This is a genomic window from Pseudomonas sp. CFBP13508 (genome assembly GCF_005233515.1).
Taxonomy (GTDB): Bacteria; Pseudomonadota; Gammaproteobacteria; order Pseudomonadales; family Pseudomonadaceae; genus Aquipseudomonas; species Aquipseudomonas mercuritolerans.
In genome coordinates, this window is sequence record NZ_QFZZ01000001.1 from 567,856 (window position 1) to 584,611 (window position 16,756).

General features: G+C 59.3%; 16 protein-coding genes. 7 read left to right on the forward strand and 9 right to left on the reverse strand.

All coding sequences use genetic code 11. The annotated features are described in order from the left end of the window. Window positions 1-11: 11 nt before the first annotated feature. Together PspCFBP13508_RS27545 and PspCFBP13508_RS02520 are read right to left on the reverse strand one after the other, a co-directional pair. A complete protein-coding gene (locus PspCFBP13508_RS27545) occupies window positions 12-374 on the reverse strand; it encodes a hypothetical protein (protein ID WP_241669484.1) in 363 nt (120 codons plus the stop codon). Next, a complete protein-coding gene (locus tag PspCFBP13508_RS02520; protein ID WP_241669485.1) occupies window positions 346-3,921 on the reverse strand; it encodes a DUF6543 domain-containing protein in 3,576 nt (1,191 codons plus the stop codon). The genes PspCFBP13508_RS27545 and PspCFBP13508_RS02520 overlap by 29 nt, the downstream gene beginning before the upstream one ends. A 474-nt stretch (window positions 3,922-4,395) precedes the next feature. Here PspCFBP13508_RS02520 and PspCFBP13508_RS27550 point away from each other — a divergent pair, with 474 nt between their 5' ends. Together PspCFBP13508_RS27550 and PspCFBP13508_RS02525 are read left to right on the forward strand one after the other, a co-directional pair. Further along, window positions 4,396-5,001, forward strand: a complete 606-nt coding sequence (locus tag PspCFBP13508_RS27550) for a hypothetical protein (RefSeq protein WP_241669486.1) — start codon at window positions 4,396-4,398, stop codon at window positions 4,999-5,001. A gap of 84 nt (window positions 5,002-5,085) precedes the next feature. Continuing rightward, a complete protein-coding gene (locus PspCFBP13508_RS02525; protein WP_137213542.1) occupies window positions 5,086-6,114 on the forward strand; it encodes an Ldh family oxidoreductase in 1,029 nt (342 codons plus the stop codon). Window positions 6,115-6,316: 202 nt separating this feature from the next. On the opposite strand, the gene PspCFBP13508_RS02530 is transcribed toward PspCFBP13508_RS02525, so the two are convergent. Then, window positions 6,317-6,634: a DUF883 family protein gene (locus tag PspCFBP13508_RS02530; RefSeq protein ID WP_130912447.1), complete on the reverse strand. Its 318-nt coding sequence runs from the start codon at window positions 6,632-6,634 to the stop codon at window positions 6,317-6,319. 154 nt (window positions 6,635-6,788) lie between these two features. On the opposite strand from PspCFBP13508_RS02530, the gene PspCFBP13508_RS02535 reads away from it, so the two are divergent. After that, window positions 6,789-7,043, forward strand: coding sequence for a hypothetical protein (locus PspCFBP13508_RS02535; RefSeq protein ID WP_003224595.1), 255 nt, complete (start codon window positions 6,789-6,791; stop codon window positions 7,041-7,043). A gap of 6 nt (window positions 7,044-7,049) precedes the next feature. On the opposite strand, the gene PspCFBP13508_RS02540 is transcribed toward PspCFBP13508_RS02535, so the two are convergent. Then, window positions 7,050-7,964, reverse strand: a complete 915-nt coding sequence (locus tag PspCFBP13508_RS02540) for a LysR family transcriptional regulator (RefSeq protein ID WP_137213543.1) — start codon at window positions 7,962-7,964, stop codon at window positions 7,050-7,052. Between the two features lie 84 nt (window positions 7,965-8,048). On the opposite strand from PspCFBP13508_RS02540, the gene PspCFBP13508_RS02545 reads away from it, so the two are divergent. Continuing rightward, window positions 8,049-8,972 carry a carbon-nitrogen hydrolase family protein gene (locus PspCFBP13508_RS02545; protein ID WP_137213544.1) on the forward strand — a complete coding sequence of 308 codons (924 nt, stop codon included), beginning with the start codon at window positions 8,049-8,051 and terminating at the stop codon, window positions 8,970-8,972. 147 nt (window positions 8,973-9,119) lie between these two features. On the opposite strand, the gene PspCFBP13508_RS02555 is transcribed toward PspCFBP13508_RS02545, so the two are convergent. Both PspCFBP13508_RS02555 and PspCFBP13508_RS02560 read right to left on the reverse strand, forming a co-directional pair. Further along, the gene (locus tag PspCFBP13508_RS02555) at window positions 9,120-9,593 is read right to left on the reverse strand and encodes an LEA type 2 family protein (protein ID WP_073474543.1); all 474 of its coding nucleotides are present in this window, start codon (window positions 9,591-9,593) and stop codon (window positions 9,120-9,122) included. 65 nt (window positions 9,594-9,658) lie between these two features. Continuing rightward, on the reverse strand, window positions 9,659-11,125 hold the full coding sequence (locus PspCFBP13508_RS02560) for a nucleobase:cation symporter-2 family protein (protein WP_137213546.1): 1,467 nt from the start codon (window positions 11,123-11,125) through the stop codon (window positions 9,659-9,661). Between the two features lie 263 nt (window positions 11,126-11,388). Between PspCFBP13508_RS02560 and zapE the strand changes: the two genes are divergently transcribed. The 3 genes from zapE to PspCFBP13508_RS02575 all read left to right on the forward strand — a co-directional run bounded on the left by zapE (window position 11,389) and on the right by PspCFBP13508_RS02575 (window position 13,805). Further along, complete coding sequence (gene zapE, locus PspCFBP13508_RS02565; protein WP_137213547.1) at window positions 11,389-12,507, forward strand: cell division protein ZapE; 1,119 nt, start codon at window positions 11,389-11,391, stop codon at window positions 12,505-12,507. 17 nt (window positions 12,508-12,524) lie between these two features. Beyond that, window positions 12,525-13,106 carry a DinB family protein gene (locus tag PspCFBP13508_RS02570; RefSeq protein ID WP_130912442.1) on the forward strand — a complete coding sequence of 194 codons (582 nt, stop codon included), beginning with the start codon at window positions 12,525-12,527 and terminating at the stop codon, window positions 13,104-13,106. A 201-nt stretch (window positions 13,107-13,307) separates the two neighbouring features. Then, window positions 13,308-13,805 (forward strand): GNAT family N-acetyltransferase, encoded by a 498-nt coding sequence (locus PspCFBP13508_RS02575; protein WP_137213802.1) that lies wholly within the window; start codon window positions 13,308-13,310, stop codon window positions 13,803-13,805. A gap of 284 nt (window positions 13,806-14,089) precedes the next feature. On the opposite strand, the gene PspCFBP13508_RS02580 is transcribed toward PspCFBP13508_RS02575, so the two are convergent. The 3 genes from PspCFBP13508_RS02580 to PspCFBP13508_RS02590 form a co-directional block, all read right to left on the reverse strand. Then, entirely contained in the window at window positions 14,090-14,299 is a 210-nt protein-coding gene (locus PspCFBP13508_RS02580; RefSeq protein ID WP_137213548.1) for a hypothetical protein, read from the reverse strand. A 177-nt stretch (window positions 14,300-14,476) separates the two neighbouring features. Continuing rightward, window positions 14,477-16,219: a phosphoethanolamine transferase CptA gene (locus tag PspCFBP13508_RS02585; RefSeq protein ID WP_137213549.1), complete on the reverse strand. Its 1,743-nt coding sequence runs from the start codon at window positions 16,217-16,219 to the stop codon at window positions 14,477-14,479. Between the two features lie 211 nt (window positions 16,220-16,430). Further along, entirely contained in the window at window positions 16,431-16,613 is a 183-nt protein-coding gene (locus PspCFBP13508_RS02590; protein ID WP_016774671.1) for a DUF6026 family protein, read from the reverse strand. Between the last annotated feature and the right edge of the window lie 143 nt (window positions 16,614-16,756).

A 16,756-nucleotide genomic window follows, 5' to 3' on the forward strand; every position in this document is an offset into this window, starting at 1 on the left:
ACCTTTTTTGTTTACGGCTCAGGTTGCGAGGATGCCGGTTGGCTTGGCACCGGTGCGGGCAGCGGTATGGGTGTCGGAAGGGGATCCAGATCCTTGCCCATTTCGCTGATGAGCAACGCGATCGAATCGGCGTTGGCCAGATGGACGTCGATGCGTGCCTCGCCCGAGAGAGGATTGCGAAACGCTTTGCGCGCGTCTGCGAGATTGGTGGTTTTGGTAAGGCTGAGTATTTTTTTGTATTCATCGGCGCGCGACGGAATCTGGTCCAGGTCAGTCCACACCGTGTCGCTGGTTTTCTCTGCGAAAAGGTGCGGGGCAGAACGCGACAATGAATTTCGCTGACGCTCAAGACTTTCCAAGGCAAGTTGACCCATGTCGGTTGTGGTGTCGATAAGGCTGGGAAATGGCCCGATTGCCTGTACCCAGACAAGATCTTCGCTGGCGCAGACCAGATGCGAAAGTTCGTGGATGAGCGTCACCGCGCGGGCGTGAGAATCGACGCCGAATCTGAAAGGTAAATGGGCGGTAACCATCCATCCCGGGATTAAAAAAAACTTCAGTAAGATGGATGATTCGCTTTTTGTCGTTTTTGAAAACAAAGGCGAGGATATTGCTGTCAACGTAGCCATTGAGGCCCGCGTAGAAACGTTCGGTAGAGAGCAAATCATCTCTGGGATCCATCAATTCGCGGCAAATCGGGATGGCCACGTCCTCGAATTTCCTCAGCAGTTCAGGCGTAACCTGAGTCACCTCAAAAAAGCTTTTCAGCAGCGTTTCCACCCTTGTGCCGCCCAGATTGTCGCGACTTATGACGAAGTTATGCAGGCACTTCAATGCGTACTCTCTCGCCCGAACCACCGCTTGCTGTATCACGTAGGCCCTCGCGGGGTAACGACGATTGATCTGAGCCATTCCTCTCGCCTGGATAAGCAATTCTATGCGTCGGTTTTTCTCGACATCCTGCTGCACGGGGTCACGGTGCGTGGACCTGGAGCAATGGGCCGGGTGGTCCGCGCTGGCGACTACCAGTCGCGAGTTTTTTACCTCGAGTGCTGGCCCCTGGCTGCCGTCTTTTTTGCGCAAATGCCAGGTTTTCTCGGCCTGGGCCACCGCATAGACCTTGCCGGCAATAGCCGCATACTTGTCAGTTGTCGAAGGGGCACTGTAGACCAGCTTTTGCGCGTCAAGCTTGAGGGTTTCCAGTGCGGTGCTGGTTTCATACGGCTGCAAATTGACGCGAGCGGCCGCAGTCGGCGGCATTTTCGCCCAGCGCGGGGCTGCTTTGACCGTTGTGGCGACACCGGATGAGGGCTGCGCGTGGGCGGCAAATTCAGTGGTCGCCGTTTCTGCTTCGTCTTCCCAGGACAAGCGTCCCAGACTGAACAGAGAGATGGCCCCTGCGATGAAACTCTTCACACCATTGGCCCAATGGTGGTCCTGAAGGTCTTCAGCGGATTGCTTGAAGTCCTCAAAGCTTTTCCAAAGGAACAGCAACGAGGCGAGTTTGCCTGGCAGCACGTGCGGAACCAGACGAACACCGTGACTGAAGAGAAACTTTGCCGCTTCCCAATCCGCCTGGGCATTGATCTGCGGCTGACTGCCGAGCATTTTCGGCAGAAGTCCGAGGGTGTCCTTGTGCAGCCGTTCAAGCACGTTGCCGCTGATAGCTTGACTTCCAACAGTGATCTCGCTGGATTTGCCAATCGTCGTTTTCAGCAAGTTTCTGAATACGGCCTGCTGCCCCTCCGGCAGACGCCGAATGATCAGATCCTGGAAATGCCCCGGAGTGTTCAGCGCATCAATCAATTGCGCTTGGTTTTCAAACTCGCGAAACACGAATCTGGAGTAGGGTGCATAGAGCACCCGTGGGCCGGTGTGCCCCGATCCTGGCCCGAAGACATACAGCCCGAGTGTGTCGACGGGATCAGCGCCACCGGTCTTGATCAATGACAGCGGGCAGACAATTGCCTGGGCGCCCTCGACCATGGCCCGAGCCATCCCGTCAGGCATGTCGAGCACTTGGCAAATGTAGTCGTAACCGTTCTCGGAGAGTTGCTGTTGCAGCTTCAACGCGTGTGCGTGTTGCATCAGTTGCCAAGGCACCTGACGGAGAAACCGCTGTTTGCTGATGCGTGCCGACTCACTGTCGCCGGACAGTGCGGCGGTCACTTTCCCTGCATAGGTCGTGGATACTTCCAGAGACTGCAGCAGCTGCTGCACCGCGGATTGACCAAAGTTTTTCGGTAGCGCCGTAGCTGTCTTCGCGGTCACTTTGAAACCGGTACCCTGCACGATGTTGTAGTGATGCAGGGCAAACTCCACAAGGTCGCAGGCTGTACCGGCCAGCGTCAGGTTCGGGGTGATCTGGATGTCCTGCGGTTTGAGGCGGTTGTTGGGGAATCTGGCGTCAAGCAGTGTCTTCAGTGTCTGCTCGACATGAGTGGCGAGTGCCGGAACGCCCTCGAGAAAATCCTTGCCTTCAAAAAATGCGTGGCGCAATTCATCCAGCAGTGCAAGTTGCGTGTGTTGCTCTTTCGCCGGGGCCATGCGCAACCAGTCCGGGTAGTCCAGATGGCCGGCAACGGCGCGAGCGAAATCAATGGCTCGGCGCAGATTGGTATCGATGACGGTGGCTTTCATGTGGCCGAGGAACTTCGCCAGCGTGGCTTCGTCCTTGATGCACGTGCGGAACAGATCACACTCGTCCATGTAGTGCTCGATAGCCGATTGCATGCGATTGCTCGACACACTTTCTTCTATCAATTGGAACGTGCCGAGCGTGTACTGCTGGCCCATGCGCCGTTGCCTGGATGGCAGATTTTCCAGCAGGGCCTGGCTCCGGTTGTTGTTATTCAGCCGACCTTGCAGTTGTTTGCGCGCTGTTTCGATATCGGCGAACGATTCCAGGCCATCGGCTGGCGTCCACATAAGGGCGCGTCCGGAATGCGCGACGTCCATGCCACCGCGCTCGGTCAACAGCACGCAATGAGCAAGCGGCAACGCGTCATTCTGGCCATCGCATCTCACCGTCATTGACCAGGCATCCGGACGAAAACCATTGAGCGATTTGCGCTCGGCGCGCGTAGCGTTGCCTGTGTCGAACACGGTATCGACGATCTGTCGTTCGGCTTCCAGCCACGTACCACCGAGGTTTCTCAGCTGGGCTTCGCCGCGTATGGCCGCTTCGAAAGCCTGGGCCAGTTTCCAGCCAAGGCTTTCGACAAAGCCGCGCTGCTCACGACTGCTGGCAGTCGGCTGGTTCTTGAAGTCAGCGCTGAGGTTGTCCAGCGTTCGTTGCAGTTTTGTCAGCAATTGCGCAGCCTTGTCCGCCTGCACCACTGACGATGGCGGAGCGCTGGCAAACAATGGTCGGGTGCTCCAGCGCTGATTGACGTCAAGCTTGAGCAGGCGCTGATGAAGCATTGAACGGATATCCAGCGCCTTGTCGAACAGCGCGTGAATATCGCTGGTGCGTTCGCTCTGGCGAAACCGCTGCAGGACAAATTCGATGTTTTGCCGCTGCTTGGTGAGGATTGCCTCAAACAGGGTCGTCATGATATCGCCGCCGATGTTTTCGCCTGACACCTGAGCATTGGCAAAACCCAGGTAGCGATTGCGCTCTTCGAGGTTCATCAGCCCGTACAGCTCGTCTTCGTGCCCTGCAGCACCGAGCTTGGCGGTCAGCGTTTGTTTGAGGTCGGCGTAGTTTGTGAGCACTTGCACGCCCTCGCTCGGAGTGTAGAGATAAGCCTTGTCGTGGTTGATCATCAGCGAGCCGGCCAACTCGACTTGAGCAGTGCCCTCGCGCAGGCACACGGTTTCGTACGCAGGCCGCCGCACGGCCACGTTTGGCTCGCGGATCAGGCTGTGCAGGGCGTCGAACTCACTGGCTGAAAGAATCTCCGTTTCGCGCTTGATCATCAGGTCCGCGCGCGCCTGATCCTTCAGCGTCTGGGCGAAGAAGGTGCGTCGCGGCGAACCCTCGAATGAAGCGGCATTCCAGTAGCCCTCGAGCTGCCGAAACAACAGCATGGTGAGTTTGCCCGAGGCCAGGATGATTGCAGCTGCCCACGCTGATTGATCGCCAGCGCTGGATAGACGGGCCGGATGTGAAAATTCGACAGTCTGACCGTGTGCCCAGCCCTGACGGCGAAAATGCAGCAACAGCGCCTCAGGCAGTGAGCGCGAGTCGACCCACTGCTTGCCTGCGCCGGAAGAGGCAGGCGGCGCAGCGGCGTAAAAACCGACCTGGGTGAGCGACTGCTGCAGATCGCCAAAGTGAGGCTGGAGCTGTTCGTCGAGGATTTTCTCCAGTAGGGTGGTGAGCGACGGCAGGCGTTTCAGTTCGTCCAGCAAGTCACCGGCGCAACGCTCCTGAGAGCGTGTAATCGCGGTTTGTTGATCGTCGAATACATCTCCCTCGATGGTCTCGCGGGTGATGGTGATACCGCGTTTTTCCACCAGCTCCTTGCGCTGCGAAACGCGGAGAAACGCCAACAGGTCATCCTCTTCAGTGGCGTTGTCGAGCCGCGTTTGCAGGGCCAGCGTCAGCGCTTTGTCATCGCTGTATTTCTTCAGCCCATCGTAGGGGGTATAGAGAAAAACACCGTTGTCATCCGGCCCGGCACCGAGGATGAAACTGCCGGCCAGAGCAACGGCCGGTTGTTTGTCGGCGTTGAGCAGAATTCGCTCGGCGCGCATTGGCGGGGTTTGCGCGTTGCGCAGTTCGTGGCTCGCCAGCTGTACGTGCGCGAGCCAGGCGAAATCTTTGCTGTTGAAACCGTGAGCTGTCGCCAGCGCACGATGCAAACCTGGGAAATTCAGAATGTTGGGGAACAGGAGTGGTGCGGTCGAACTGGACATCATCAAAGCTCTGATCGGGGCGCCCTTGGGCCGGGACTCAACAGTAGAGGCGCGGCCCGCAGCACTTGCGGTAGAGAGTTACCGCACGTGCCGATGCGAAATGTGCGGCAGGACGGACGCGATCAATCGAAGGGTTGACAGCCGACAGCTTCGACGGGGTTAATCGGTGGGCAAACCGACCGTACGCTGTTGTTCCCTCCAATAATCATTCTGGAGCTTCAGATGTCTGCGCCACACGATCATGGCTCGTCCACAGTGCCCCTCGAAGCACTGACGCAACTGCTTGAAACGATTTTTCTGCGCCACGGCACCTCCACGGAAGTCGCCCGGGTGCTGGCCGCCAACTGCGCCAACGCCGAACGCGATGGCGCCCATAGCCACGGCGTCTTTCGCATTCCCGGCTATGTCTCGACGTTGAAAAGCGGCTGGGTCAATGGCCACGCCGTGCCTCAGGTCGAAGACGTCGCGCCCGGTTTTGTCCGTGTCGACGCTGGCAACGGTTTCGCTCAACCGGCGCTGGCCGCTGCACGATCACTGTTGGTGGAAAAGGCGCGCAATGCCGGGATCGCGGTGTTGGCGATTCGCAACTCGCATCATTTCGCCGCGTTGTGGCCGGATGTCGAGCCGTTTGCCGATGAAGGTCTGGTAGCCCTGAGCGTGGTCAACAGCATGACCTGCGTGGTGCCCCATGGCGCGGATCGGCCGTTGTTCGGCACCAATCCGATTGCCTTCGCCGCGCCAAGGGCCAACGCCGCGCCGATCGTTTTCGACCTCGCCACCAGCGCCATTGCCCATGGCGATGTGCAAATTGCCGCGCGCAAAGGTGAAAAACTCCCGGCCGGCATGGGCGTCGACAGCCTCGGCCAACCGACACAGGATCCCAAGGCGATTCTTGAAGGTGGCGCCTTGTTGCCGTTTGGCGGGCACAAAGGCTCAGCGTTGTCGATGATGGTCGAGCTGCTCGCGGCGGCGTTGACCGGCGGCAATTTCTCTTTCGAGTTCGACTGGTCCAACCATCCTGGCGCGAAGACTCCATGGACTGGCCAGCTATTGATCGTGATCGACCCGAGTAAAGCGGCGGGGCAGAGTTTCGCCCAGCGCAGTGAGGAACTGGTGCGGCAGATGCACGGGGTCGGTCTCAAGCGCTTGCCGGGGGATCGACGGCATTTGCAGCGCAGTCGGTCGATGGCGCAAGGGATTGCGCTGGATGAACAGACGTTGGGGCAGTTGCGGGAGTTGGCGGGGGAGTGAGTCTTTTGTTGTTCTGACGATTGCAGTGACAAGGTCAAAAGCCCCTCACCCTGGCCCTCTCCCAGGGGGAGAGGGGACTGACCGCGTGGTTTGGGCGAGATACGCGGACTTGGGATACCGAGGTGAATTCAGTAATGGAAAAGCAAAGCGGTGGGCATAAAAAAGGCGAACCCTGAGGTTCGCCTTTTTTTGTGCGCCTGACTCAGCGACGGCCGAGCAGCAGGCCCACCACCAGGCCGAAACCGGCGGAGATCGCTACGGTTTGCCATGGGTGGCCACCGATGTAATTTTCCGTGGCTTCAACGGCGGGTTTGGTGCGCTCGCGCACGCTCGACACTGAATCCAGTGCCTGCTGCAGTTTCAGGGCGATTTGTGCGCGCAGGGTTTCCGCTTCTTCGCCTACCAGTGAAGCGCTGCTCTTGAGCAGTTTGTCCGATTCCTCGATCAGCGACTGAAGCTCGCTGAAGGCCTGATCCTTGATTTGCTCTTCGGCGGCTTGCACCGCGGTTTTACGGGCCATTGGGTGACTCCTTGCAGGTGAATGGACAGTGACCAATGGAGTGTAGCGGCAGGCGAAAAGTTGCATGTCATTCGCGGACATGGGAAAAACCTGCACCGGAGATTTGTACCGAGCGTGTAAGATGTCGCCATTTTACGCAGCAGGATAAATCCCCATGAGTTTCAATCTGGCCGACAAATCCCTCGCAGAGCGCGCAGCACTGGAAGACGAGAAATCCCGTCTGTTCGAACTCTGGCAGAACAATCTGGGCAAAGCCAAAGGCGAAGCCGCGCGCCTGTTTGGGGAGCGCTCCAAGCGCAAGGGCAAATGGGCCGAGTGGGTCCGCGCCGAGCTGGACGGCATGTCGCCGCCGGAGTTCGCCAACATGGTGCGAAGTGAAGTCAATCGCCTGATGGCGGCGAACAAATAAACCGCTTCACACTTGGCTGAACGTGGCGGCAATCGCCTCGCGAACCTTGACCAGCACCGGATCGATCTGTGTGCTGGTGCGCCAGCCGAGTTCCACCGGATAGCGCGGTAAAGCCAGAGGGCAGGGCAGCAGCGCCAGCCCGCTTAGCGCCGCGATACTTTCAGCGGCGTGGGCCGGAATGGTCGCCACTGCCTGACTGCCCTTGAGCAAAAAGGGCAGTGCAGCAAAATGCGTGGTCGACGCGCAGACTCGCCGGCTCAAACCCACTGCCGCCAATCCCTCATCGGTAATGCCGATAAAGCCTCCCGACGACACCAGAATGTGCTCGCGCTCAACGAACTCCTGCAATTCGATGTGCTGCTGGCTTGGCGAGAGACTGGCCGGGTCGACGAGGCATGCATAGCCACCGTCGCCCAACACCTGACGGCTGAGCAGGCGCTCGGCAAATCCTCCGGCAGTGATCGCCAGATCGATGCTGCGCTCCATCAACGCGCGGGCGACGATCTGGCTGTGGGTCTGGCGAAATATCAACCGCAGTTTCGGCGCACGGCGGGCGATTTCCTCGATCAAGCGGCGACCGTAGGCAATTTCAAAATCATCTGACAGACCAATCGCCACCGAGCGACCGTCGTATTGATTGGCCGCAGGATCAAGCATGGCCAGACTTTGCCGGCATTTGTTCAGGGCATCGCTGATCACCGGTTTCAGCTGATTGGCTTGCAGCGTCGGTGCCAGACCGCGCCCGGTGCGCACGAACAACTGATCGCCATACACCTCGCGCAAACGACGCAATGCCGCGCTGACCGCCGACTGCGTTACGCCGAGGCGCAGGGCTGCGCGGCTGGCACTGGATTCCTCGTACAGCGCTTCGAAGACTTTCAACAGGTTCAGGTCGATGTCGGCGATATTCATTTGGCTCATATCATTCAGCAGTGGGCAGGGCTTTATTCATCATCGCGTGACGCTGGAGAATCAGCAACACCTGAACCTGATGGAGTAAACACGATGGCCAAATCAATAGTTGCGGCGTTGCAAATCGGTGCCTTACCCGGTGGCAAGGGCGAAACCCTTGAGCAGATTCTTGGCTGGGAAGACGCAATCCGCGAATCCGGCGCTGCGTTGGTGGTGATGCCGGAAGCCTTGCTCGGTGGTTATCCGAAAGGCGAGGGTTTCGGCACCCAATTGGGCTATCGACTGCCCGAGGGTCGAGAAGCTTTCGCCCGGTATTTCGCCAATGCCATCGATGTGCCGGGAGCGGAAACCGACGCCCTGGCCGGATTGTCAGCGCGCACCGGGGCCAATCTGGTGATCGGCGTGATCGAGCGCGCCGGCAGCACGTTGTATTGCACGGTGCTGTATTTCGATCCGCAGGCTGGGTTGATCGGCAAGCACCGCAAGCTCATGCCCACCGGCACCGAGCGCCTGATCTGGGGCAAGGGTGACGGCTCGACGCTGCCGGTGTTCGACACCCAGGTCGGCAAGCTTGGCGCGGTGGTGTGCTGGGAAAACATGATGCCGCTGCTGCGCACGGCGATGTATGCCAAGGGCGTGGAGGTCTGGTGCGCGCCGACCGTGGACGAGCGCGAAATGTGGCAGGTCAGCATGCGCCACATCGCCCATGAAGGCCGCTGCTTCGTGGTCAGCGCCTGTCAGGTACAGGCCTCGCCGCATGCGTTGGGTGTGGAGATTGCCAATTGGCCGGGTGATCGACCGTTGATTGCCGGTGGCAGCGTGATCGTCGGGCCGATGGGCGATGTGCTGGCGGGGCCGTTGCGCGGGGAAGCGGGCTTGCTTACGGCGCAGATCGACACCGATGAACTGATCCGCGCGCGATATGACTACGATGTGGTCGGCCACTATGCGCGGCCGGATGTCTTCGAGTTGACCGTTGATGAGCGCGCGAAGCCGGGGGTGCGGTTCAATACCTGACCTTGAAACTTGTAGAGAACCTGTGGGAGCGAGCCTGCTCGCGAAGACGTAGGCACCTGCAATATTGGAATTGCCTGAACTACCGCTATCGCGAGCAGGCTCGCTCCCACAGGGGTTGTGTGTTGTTCTGCCGATTGCGAGCGCTGTCTACCAAGTCGCCGCACTCGCTTTAGGCAGGCTCAACTTGCCGCTGTCGGTAAAGCGCATCGTGCCGAACAACCCGCCCGCCAGTTTGCCGCGCAGCACGTAGGGCAGGTTATCGAGGCTTTGCGTCTGGCTCAGGCCCAAGGTCTGGCGCAGGAACGAGAACGCCGAGACGCTGACCGGTACCGTGACAATGGCTTCAGAGAAACGCGGGATCGAGCCGCTCTGATCGCTCACACCGGACGCCAGCGAATGGCCATTGACCTCCAGATCCAGGGCGATGCCGTTGTAATCGATCGCCGTTTCATTGGGGTTCTGCACGCGCAGCTTGATCGCGAAGCGTACTTCCAGTTCCTGGCTGGGCAACGGTTCGAGGCCAACCACGTTGATGTTCACCGGGTCGCGATTGGGAAACAATGCGCAGGCACTGAGCGACAACAGCAGAAGCGACAGGATGACGGCGTGGACGCGGCGCATAAAAATCTCTCGACAAAAAAGGGCTGAACCGTTGCCGGTGCAGCCCTTTTTTTCGAGGCGTGACGTCAGCGGTTCAACTGTGCGACAGCCGCCGCTTGGCCGGGTTCACCTTTGGCGGCGACGTCGGGGTTTTCCATTACCTGCAGAATCGACGCTTCCGGGTCGAAATCATCTTCTTCCAGCTCAATGAATTCTTCCGGCAGGAAGATGTTCAGCACGATAGCGCACAACGCACCGACAGTGATTGGCGATTCGAAGATGTTGCGCAGCGCTTGCGGCAGTTCGCGCAGGACTTCCGGCACCGCCGCAATACCCAGGCCCATGCCCAGCGAGATCGCCACGATCAGCATGTTGCGTCGATGCAGGCCGGCCTCGGCGAGGATCTTGATCCCGGCCACGGCGACGGTACCGAACATCACCAGCTCGGCGCCGCCCAGCACCGGCTTCGGCATCAATTGCAGCACCGCGCCGATCATCGGGAACAAACCGAGCAACACCAGCAGCCCGGCGATGAAAAACGCTACGTAGCGGCTGGCCACACCGGTCAACTGGATCACGCCGTTGTTCTGCGCAAAGGTCACCATCGGCATGCTGTTGAACACTGCCGCCATGGCCGAGTTGAGACCATCGGCGAGCAGGCCGGATTTGATTCGGCGGATGTACAGCGGGCCTTTCACCGGTTGCCGCGAGATCATCGAATTGGCGGTCAGGTCACCGGCAGCTTCCAGTGGCGACACGAGGAAAATCACCGCCACCGGCACGAACGCCACCCAATCGAAGTTGAAGCCATACTTGAACGGCACCGGCACGCTGACCAGCGGCACGACGGGCATCGAGGCGAAATCCACTGTGCCCATCAGCCAGGCCACCACATAACCAAGAGTCAGGCCAATGACGATCGCGCCCAGGCGCAGGAACGGCACGTCGACGCGATTCAGCACGACGATAGTGCCGATCACCAGTGCCGCCAGAAATACATGGCTGGCGGCGCCGAGATCAGGCGCACCGAAGCCGCCAGCAATGTCGGTCATCGCTACTTTGATCAGCGACAGGCCCATCAGCGTAATGATGGTGCCGGTCACCACCGGGGTGATCAGCATGCGCAGTTTGCCGATGAACTGGCTGAGCACCACTTCGATGAACGCGGCGAAGAAGCACACGCCGAAGATCGTCGAGAGGATTTCGTCAGTGCCACCGCCACGCGCCTTGACCATGAACCCGGCGCTGAGAATCACGCTGATAAAGGAAAAACTGGTGCCTTGCAGACACAGCAGACCGGAACCCACCGGGCCGAATCGCTTGGCCTGGACAAAGGTGCCGAGGCCGGAGACGAACAGCGCCATGCTGATCAGGTAGGGGATTTCACTGTGCAGACCGAGGGCGCCGCCCATGATCAGGGTCGGGGTGATGATGCCGACGAAACTCGCCAGCACGTGTTGCAGCGCGGCGAACACCGTGGCGGTCAGGTGCGGACGGTCGTTGAGGCCGTAGATCAGGTCGTTGTTGCGCGGGGTTTTGTCAGAGGCGGTCATGGTGATGTGCGCGCCGCAAGGCGGGGCCGGGTCAGAAAATGGGTGCGCAGAATGCCGGAAGAGGGCGGCGAGGGCAACGAGCAATAACTGCCTGAAAGGTCAGGTTTTACTGCCTATGTGGGAGCGAGCCTGCTCGCGAAAGCGGTGGCTCAGTCTGCATCTTGGTGACTGACGAGCCGCCTTCGCGAGCAGGCTCGCTCCCACAATGATCGTCCACGCCCGTTAATCAGCAATGGCCAATCGCCCGTGGCATACTCCCGCGCATGACTTTCGACTCCCCCCTCAGTGCATGGCAATACGCAGTCGACCACAAGGGTTTCATCCAGGATGAAGCCCAGGAGCACGCGGTCTGGGCCTTGCAAAAATGCCATGAAGCCTTGCACGCCGGCGCCCGCTCGGTCGGCGGCGTGTACCTGTGGGGGCCGGTCGGGCGCGGCAAGACCTGGCTGATGGATCAGTTCTATCAGAGCCTGCGGGTGCCAGCGCGGCGTCAACACTTTCATCACTTCATGGGCTGGGTGCATCAGCGTTCGTTCCAACTCAGTGGCATCGCCGATCCCTTGCGCGCTTTGGCCAAAGAGCTGGCCGGCGAAGTGCGGGTGCTGTGTTTCGATGAGCTGTTCGTCAATGACATCGGCGACGCGATCATTCTCGGCCGGCTGTTTCAGGTGATGTTCGAGGAAGGTGTGGTGATCGTCTGCACCTCCAATCTGCCGCCCGATAATCTGTACGCCGATGGCTTCAACCGCGACCGTTTCACGCCGGCGATTGCGGCGATCAAGGCGCACATGACCGTGGTCGCGGTGAATGGCGCCGAGGATCATCGTTTGCATCCAGGGATGATCGAACAGCGCTATTTTGTTCGCGCGACAGGTTCGCCGAGCTCGCTGGATGCCGTGTTCAACACCTTGGGTTCAGGCGAGACACTTAGCGAAGAACCCGTCGCCGTGGGCCATCGAATGCTCAACGTGGTGCAGGCCAGTGAATCCGTGCTGTGGTGCCGCTACAGCGATCTGTGCGAGCAACCTTTCGCCGCCATGGACTTCATCGCCCTGTGTGATCGCTACCGGGCTATTCTGTTGAGCGAAGTGCCGAACCTCAGCGCACAGAAACGCGAAGGGCGCATCGCACGCGGCACCGAAGACGGCGCCGAGCGCGTAGTGGCCGGTGATCGCGAGTTGCCGCAGTTGTCGGTGCATGACGACGGCGTTCGCCGCTTTATCGCGCTGGTCGACGAATGCTACGACCGCAAGGTGCCGCTGTACGTCGAGGCGGCTGTACCGATGGACGCCTTGTACACCGAGGGCTATCTGGAATTCCCGTTCCGCCGCACCCTCAGCCGTTTGCAGGAGATGCAGTTGCAGCGTTTCGCCGAAGCTTGAAAGAAGAGGGCGCCGACATGACTCAACCGCTGTCCCATCATTTGCTGACCATGGCCTACCAGAATGCCTGGGCCAATCATCGTCTGGCCAAGGCCTGGAGCCAGCTCGACGCCGCCGAATTGGCCGCACCGAGAGTGAGCTTTTTCCCGAGCATCCGCCTCACGCTTAATCACATCCTCACCTGCGACTGGTTCTACGTCGACGCGCTGGAGCGCGAATTGCGCGGTGACGAGCCGCACCCGGATTGTTACGTGTTCTTCGATACAGACGAACCGTTTAGCGAAGCCGCCGCACTGCGCGAGGAACAGGCACGCGTCGATCGCCGGCTGATCGCTTATTGCGAGCAACTGCGCGATGCCGATCTGCCGAGAATCGTCACCATCGCCCGCGACACACCGCAACATGAAAGTCGACTGCGCATGCTCTCGCACCTGTTCGAACACCAGATCCATCATCGCGGCCAGGTGCACGCCATGCTCAGCGGCACGGCGGTAAAGCCACCGCAACTGGATGAGTTTTTCTGTGTCGGCGAAAGCGCATTGCGTGCCGAAGACTTCGCGGAATTGGGCTGGACGGAAGAACTTGTATGGGGCCACTGACGCGAAAGATCGCAGCCTCGTTGCACTCGTCAGCTCCTACACGTTTTGGGCTGTAGGAGCTGACGAGTGCAACGAGGCTGCGATCTTTTGATCTTGCTCTTCTGTTTTCCAGTTGCCCACCCATTCAAACCCAAGCTAATGTCCCCCTCAGCCTTCCAGCAAGCACCTCGCGCGCCGGGGCTTATGTATTTGGGGATGGAAATGGATTCCGCAGAAATACTCGTTCTTCAGGCCAGCTACACCAACCCGGTGCACGCCGAAGCCATCGGCATCGTGCTCAACCACTATGCCGAGGACCCCATGGGCGGCGGTCATTCCCTCGACCCCGACCTGCTGCGCCGTCTCCCCGAAGAACTCGCTCGCCGCCCGCATGCTTTCAGCGTGCTGGCCTTCGTCGGCGGCGAACCGGCGGGGTTGGTCAACTGCTTCGAAGGTTTCTCCACATTTGCCTGCAGACCGCTGGTGAATGTTCATGACGTCGCTGTGGTGGGCAAATTCCGAGGCCTTGGGCTTAGTCAGAAAATGCTGCAGAAGGTTGAGGAGATTGCCCGGCAGCGTGGTTGCTGCAAGATCACCCTGGAAGTGCTGGAAGGCAATGCTGTGGCGCAGGGTTCATATCGCAAATTCGGCTTTGCGCCGGGGATGTTCAATCCAGATCACGGGCGGATGCTGTTCTGGATAAAGGAATTGCAGGCTTGAAAAGCCCCTCACCCTAACCCTCTCCCGGAGGGAGAGGGGACTGACCGCAGTGACTGATCCAGATACGCCGACCTGAAATATCGAGCCGAACTCAGGTTTGAAGAGCCCACAATCGGCTTCCACTCCTCGGGGAGAGGGCTGGGGTGAGGGGGGAATTCACCGCAAATGAAAAGCCGGTCCCCATTTGCCCGCCATAAAAAAAGGCGCCCCAATCAGGGCGCCTCAACTGTCATCTCCCGGGCCAGAGCGGAGCCACGGAAGGTCCATCGGTTGCTCGGTAAAACTCAGTCGCGATAAGACTCGGTGACCTGCGCCGTTTGGTCAGCAGGGACGCGGATTTCTGTCGCGCCGGCGTCGGCCTTCTGCTCGCCTTGCGCGTGCTGGACCGGGAAATTGTCGTAGTAATAACGCATGCGTTCGGCGCCGCCTTCGGCGAAGGCGCTGGTGGAGCCGAGTGCGAGCAGGGTGGTGAAGATGAAGGTGGTGGTTTTCATGGTGCCTCCTACTGAACAAGTGGGAGTCGGTTCGTCCGTGAAGCAGACCGCAGAAAAGAGTCTGTGTCGCCGCCATTAACAATGGGTTAACGCTGGTTCAGCGCAAATATTGCGGCGTATTACGGAAACAACGCGGTCGATAGGCACAAAAAAGGGCCTTCTCGGCCCTTTGTCGTTTTACTTCTGCGCTACTTCCGCAGGATCGGGATGCTTGGGTTTCATCAAACTGAAGTCAATCAACGCCCGCCGCGGTGCCTGATACGGATCGCCAATCAGCAGCTTGCGCGGTACGAAGTTGTCGCTGACCAGGCTTTTGCTGCGATCCAGTTCATCGGAGCTCAGCCCGGCCAGGTCCGCCCAGGTGTGAATGAGCTGCGAGCTGCTGTATGGACGGCTGAGGTCGCCGGCGAAGTTCCAGTCGTGATTTTCCTTCCACTTCGGTGAAGCCCAGGCCATGAACGGGATGGTGTACATCGGCGCGGTCGGTTTGTTTTCGTTGCGGCCGAGAGTGCTGTGGCCGGCCGAGTCAAAGACGTCTTCGCCGTGGTCGGACAGGTACAGCAAAAAGCCGTTCGGGTCGGATTTGGCGTAGTCCTTGATCAGGCTCGAGACCACGAAGTCGTTGTACAGCACGGCATTGTCATAGCTGTTGTAAGTCGGTACCTGATCGTCACGCACGCCAGCCGGAACGCCTTGGCGATCCTTGAACTTGTCGAACGTCGGCGGATAACGGTACTGATAGCTCATGTGCGTACCGAGCAGGTGCACGACGATAAGTTTGCGTTCAGCCGGATCAGTCAGAGCCTTGTTGAACGGCTCGATGACGTCGCCATCGTATTGCGCCGAGTTCTGGTTGCGGTTGTTGTTCAGGTACACCTGCTCGTCAGCCTGTTCGGAGAAGGTCGTGAGCATGGTGTTGCGCTTGGTCATGGTCTGCTGGTTGGTGATCCAGAAGGTCTTGTAACCGGCCTGTTTCATCACGCTGACCAGCGATGGCGTCGACAGGTACAGATCCGGGTTCTGCTCATCGGCGAAGGTCAGCACTTGCTGCAGCGCCTCGATGGTGTACGGGCGCGGGGTAATGACGTTGTCGAAGATCGCCAGTTGATCCTTGAGCTTGTCCAGTTCCGGCGTGGTGTTGCGCGGATAACCGTAGAGGCTCATGCGTTGACGGTTGGTCGACTCACCGATGACCAGCACCAGCGTCGCCGGCTGACCGGCCGAGGCGTCCTTGAGGTTTTTCAGCGGCGCGATCTTGCTGGCACTGTCGAGCATGCCTTGCATGTCCTCCAGCGTTTCCAGATAGCGGTGATAGGCGACGGCCATCTGCCACGGCACGGCAGGCTCGATGCGGGTTTCGAATTTCTCGAAACCTTCGGCGAAATTGCCCATGCGCATCGTCTGTTTGATCAACGGGTAGCCAGCCACGGCGACCACGATCGCGGTCGCGGCAACCAGTGCGCGTCCGCGGGGCATGTACACCGGGCGCAGGCGTGTCCACAGAAAATAGGCGAACGCGGTATGGGCGAGGAACGCCGGGATCATCCACCAGGCGAAATACTGGGTCATGTACTCGCCGGCTTCCGACACGTTCGACTCGAACATGATGAAGATGACGCTCTGCGAAAATTCCTGCTGATAGATAAAGAAGTAACCCAGGCTGGCCATCGAGCAGGCCCACAGCACCACACCGATGATCGCCGCAAGCAGGCGAGTCTGTTTGGGGAACAGCAGCATCGGCGCCAGCCACAGCGCGCTCATCACGAATGCCTGACGAAATCCGGTGAAGCCGGACGTGCCAGTCAGCTGGATCAGCAGTTGGGTAATACCCGAGAAGTACCAGAAGAAGACGAACAGCCAGATGAATCCGGCCCAGTCGAACCCGGTCGCAGTCGTTTTGCTGCGTTTGAACAATGCCATTCAGCGCTCCAGCTCAATCATCAGACCCACGCCGGAAACGCTTCCATGACACCGACGAACAGAGGCCGTACGCGCAGGCACGGCCAGAATGGGGCGGAGTATCCCCAAGGGCTTGTGAAAGATTTGTTAAGCGCCGCGTTTGTTGAGTATCAAGCGGTCATAGGTGCAACGTGTCGGGAACGACGGGGGCCGTTCCCGAAGCTGGCGGGGATCAGGCGTGGGGTGCGCGCTGGACAACCGGACGCGGTTGCGGCTGCGAGCCCTGGGTCAATGCGCGCAATTGCGCCAATTCGTGCTTCAACTGGTCGCGCTCGTCTTTCAACTGGCGCAATTCATCGCGACGGATCGTAACGTAGAGGGTTTGTGGCGGCATTGCTGTGTGTACTGTGCCCATTGCTCACCTCGCAAATGGCGTGCATCAACTGTAAGTCACTCCTCGTTCCGAGGCGCTTGACTTACTATCGGCGCCAATTTTGATTTCTTTTGCCCTGGAAGGGAACTTTTTTATTTTTCATGGTCGGTGTGTCTTCGGCAGGA

Bases quoted from the DNA above. Each gene is read 5' to 3' on its own strand.
- PspCFBP13508_RS27545 (WP_241669484.1), bottom strand. From the start codon at position 374: ATGGGTCAACTTGCCTTGGAAAGTCTTGAGCGTCAGCGAAATTCATTG.
- PspCFBP13508_RS02520 (WP_241669485.1), bottom strand. From the start codon at position 3,921: ATGATCAAGCGCGAAACGGAGATTCTTTCAGCCAGTGAGTTCGACGCC.
- PspCFBP13508_RS02525 (WP_137213542.1), top strand. From the start codon at position 5,086: ATGTCTGCGCCACACGATCATGGCTCGTCCACAGTGCCCCTCGAAGCA.
- PspCFBP13508_RS02530 (WP_130912447.1), bottom strand. From the start codon at position 6,634: ATGGCCCGTAAAACCGCGGTGCAAGCCGCCGAAGAGCAAATCAAGGAT.
- PspCFBP13508_RS02535 (WP_003224595.1), top strand. From the start codon at position 6,789: ATGAGTTTCAATCTGGCCGACAAATCCCTCGCAGAGCGCGCAGCACTG.
- PspCFBP13508_RS02540 (WP_137213543.1), bottom strand. From the start codon at position 7,964: ATGAGCCAAATGAATATCGCCGACATCGACCTGAACCTGTTGAAAGTC.
- PspCFBP13508_RS02545 (WP_137213544.1), top strand. From the start codon at position 8,049: ATGGCCAAATCAATAGTTGCGGCGTTGCAAATCGGTGCCTTACCCGGT.
- PspCFBP13508_RS02555 (WP_073474543.1), bottom strand. From the start codon at position 9,593: ATGCGCCGCGTCCACGCCGTCATCCTGTCGCTTCTGCTGTTGTCGCTC.
- PspCFBP13508_RS02560 (WP_137213546.1), bottom strand. From the start codon at position 11,125: ATGACCGCCTCTGACAAAACCCCGCGCAACAACGACCTGATCTACGGC.
- zapE (WP_137213547.1), top strand. From the start codon at position 11,389: ATGACTTTCGACTCCCCCCTCAGTGCATGGCAATACGCAGTCGACCAC.
- PspCFBP13508_RS02570 (WP_130912442.1), top strand. From the start codon at position 12,525: ATGACTCAACCGCTGTCCCATCATTTGCTGACCATGGCCTACCAGAAT.
- PspCFBP13508_RS02575 (WP_137213802.1), top strand. From the start codon at position 13,308: ATGGATTCCGCAGAAATACTCGTTCTTCAGGCCAGCTACACCAACCCG.
- PspCFBP13508_RS02580 (WP_137213548.1), bottom strand. From the start codon at position 14,299: ATGAAAACCACCACCTTCATCTTCACCACCCTGCTCGCACTCGGCTCC.
- PspCFBP13508_RS02585 (WP_137213549.1), bottom strand. From the start codon at position 16,219: ATGGCATTGTTCAAACGCAGCAAAACGACTGCGACCGGGTTCGACTGG.
- PspCFBP13508_RS02590 (WP_016774671.1), bottom strand. From the start codon at position 16,613: ATGGGCACAGTACACACAGCAATGCCGCCACAAACCCTCTACGTTACG.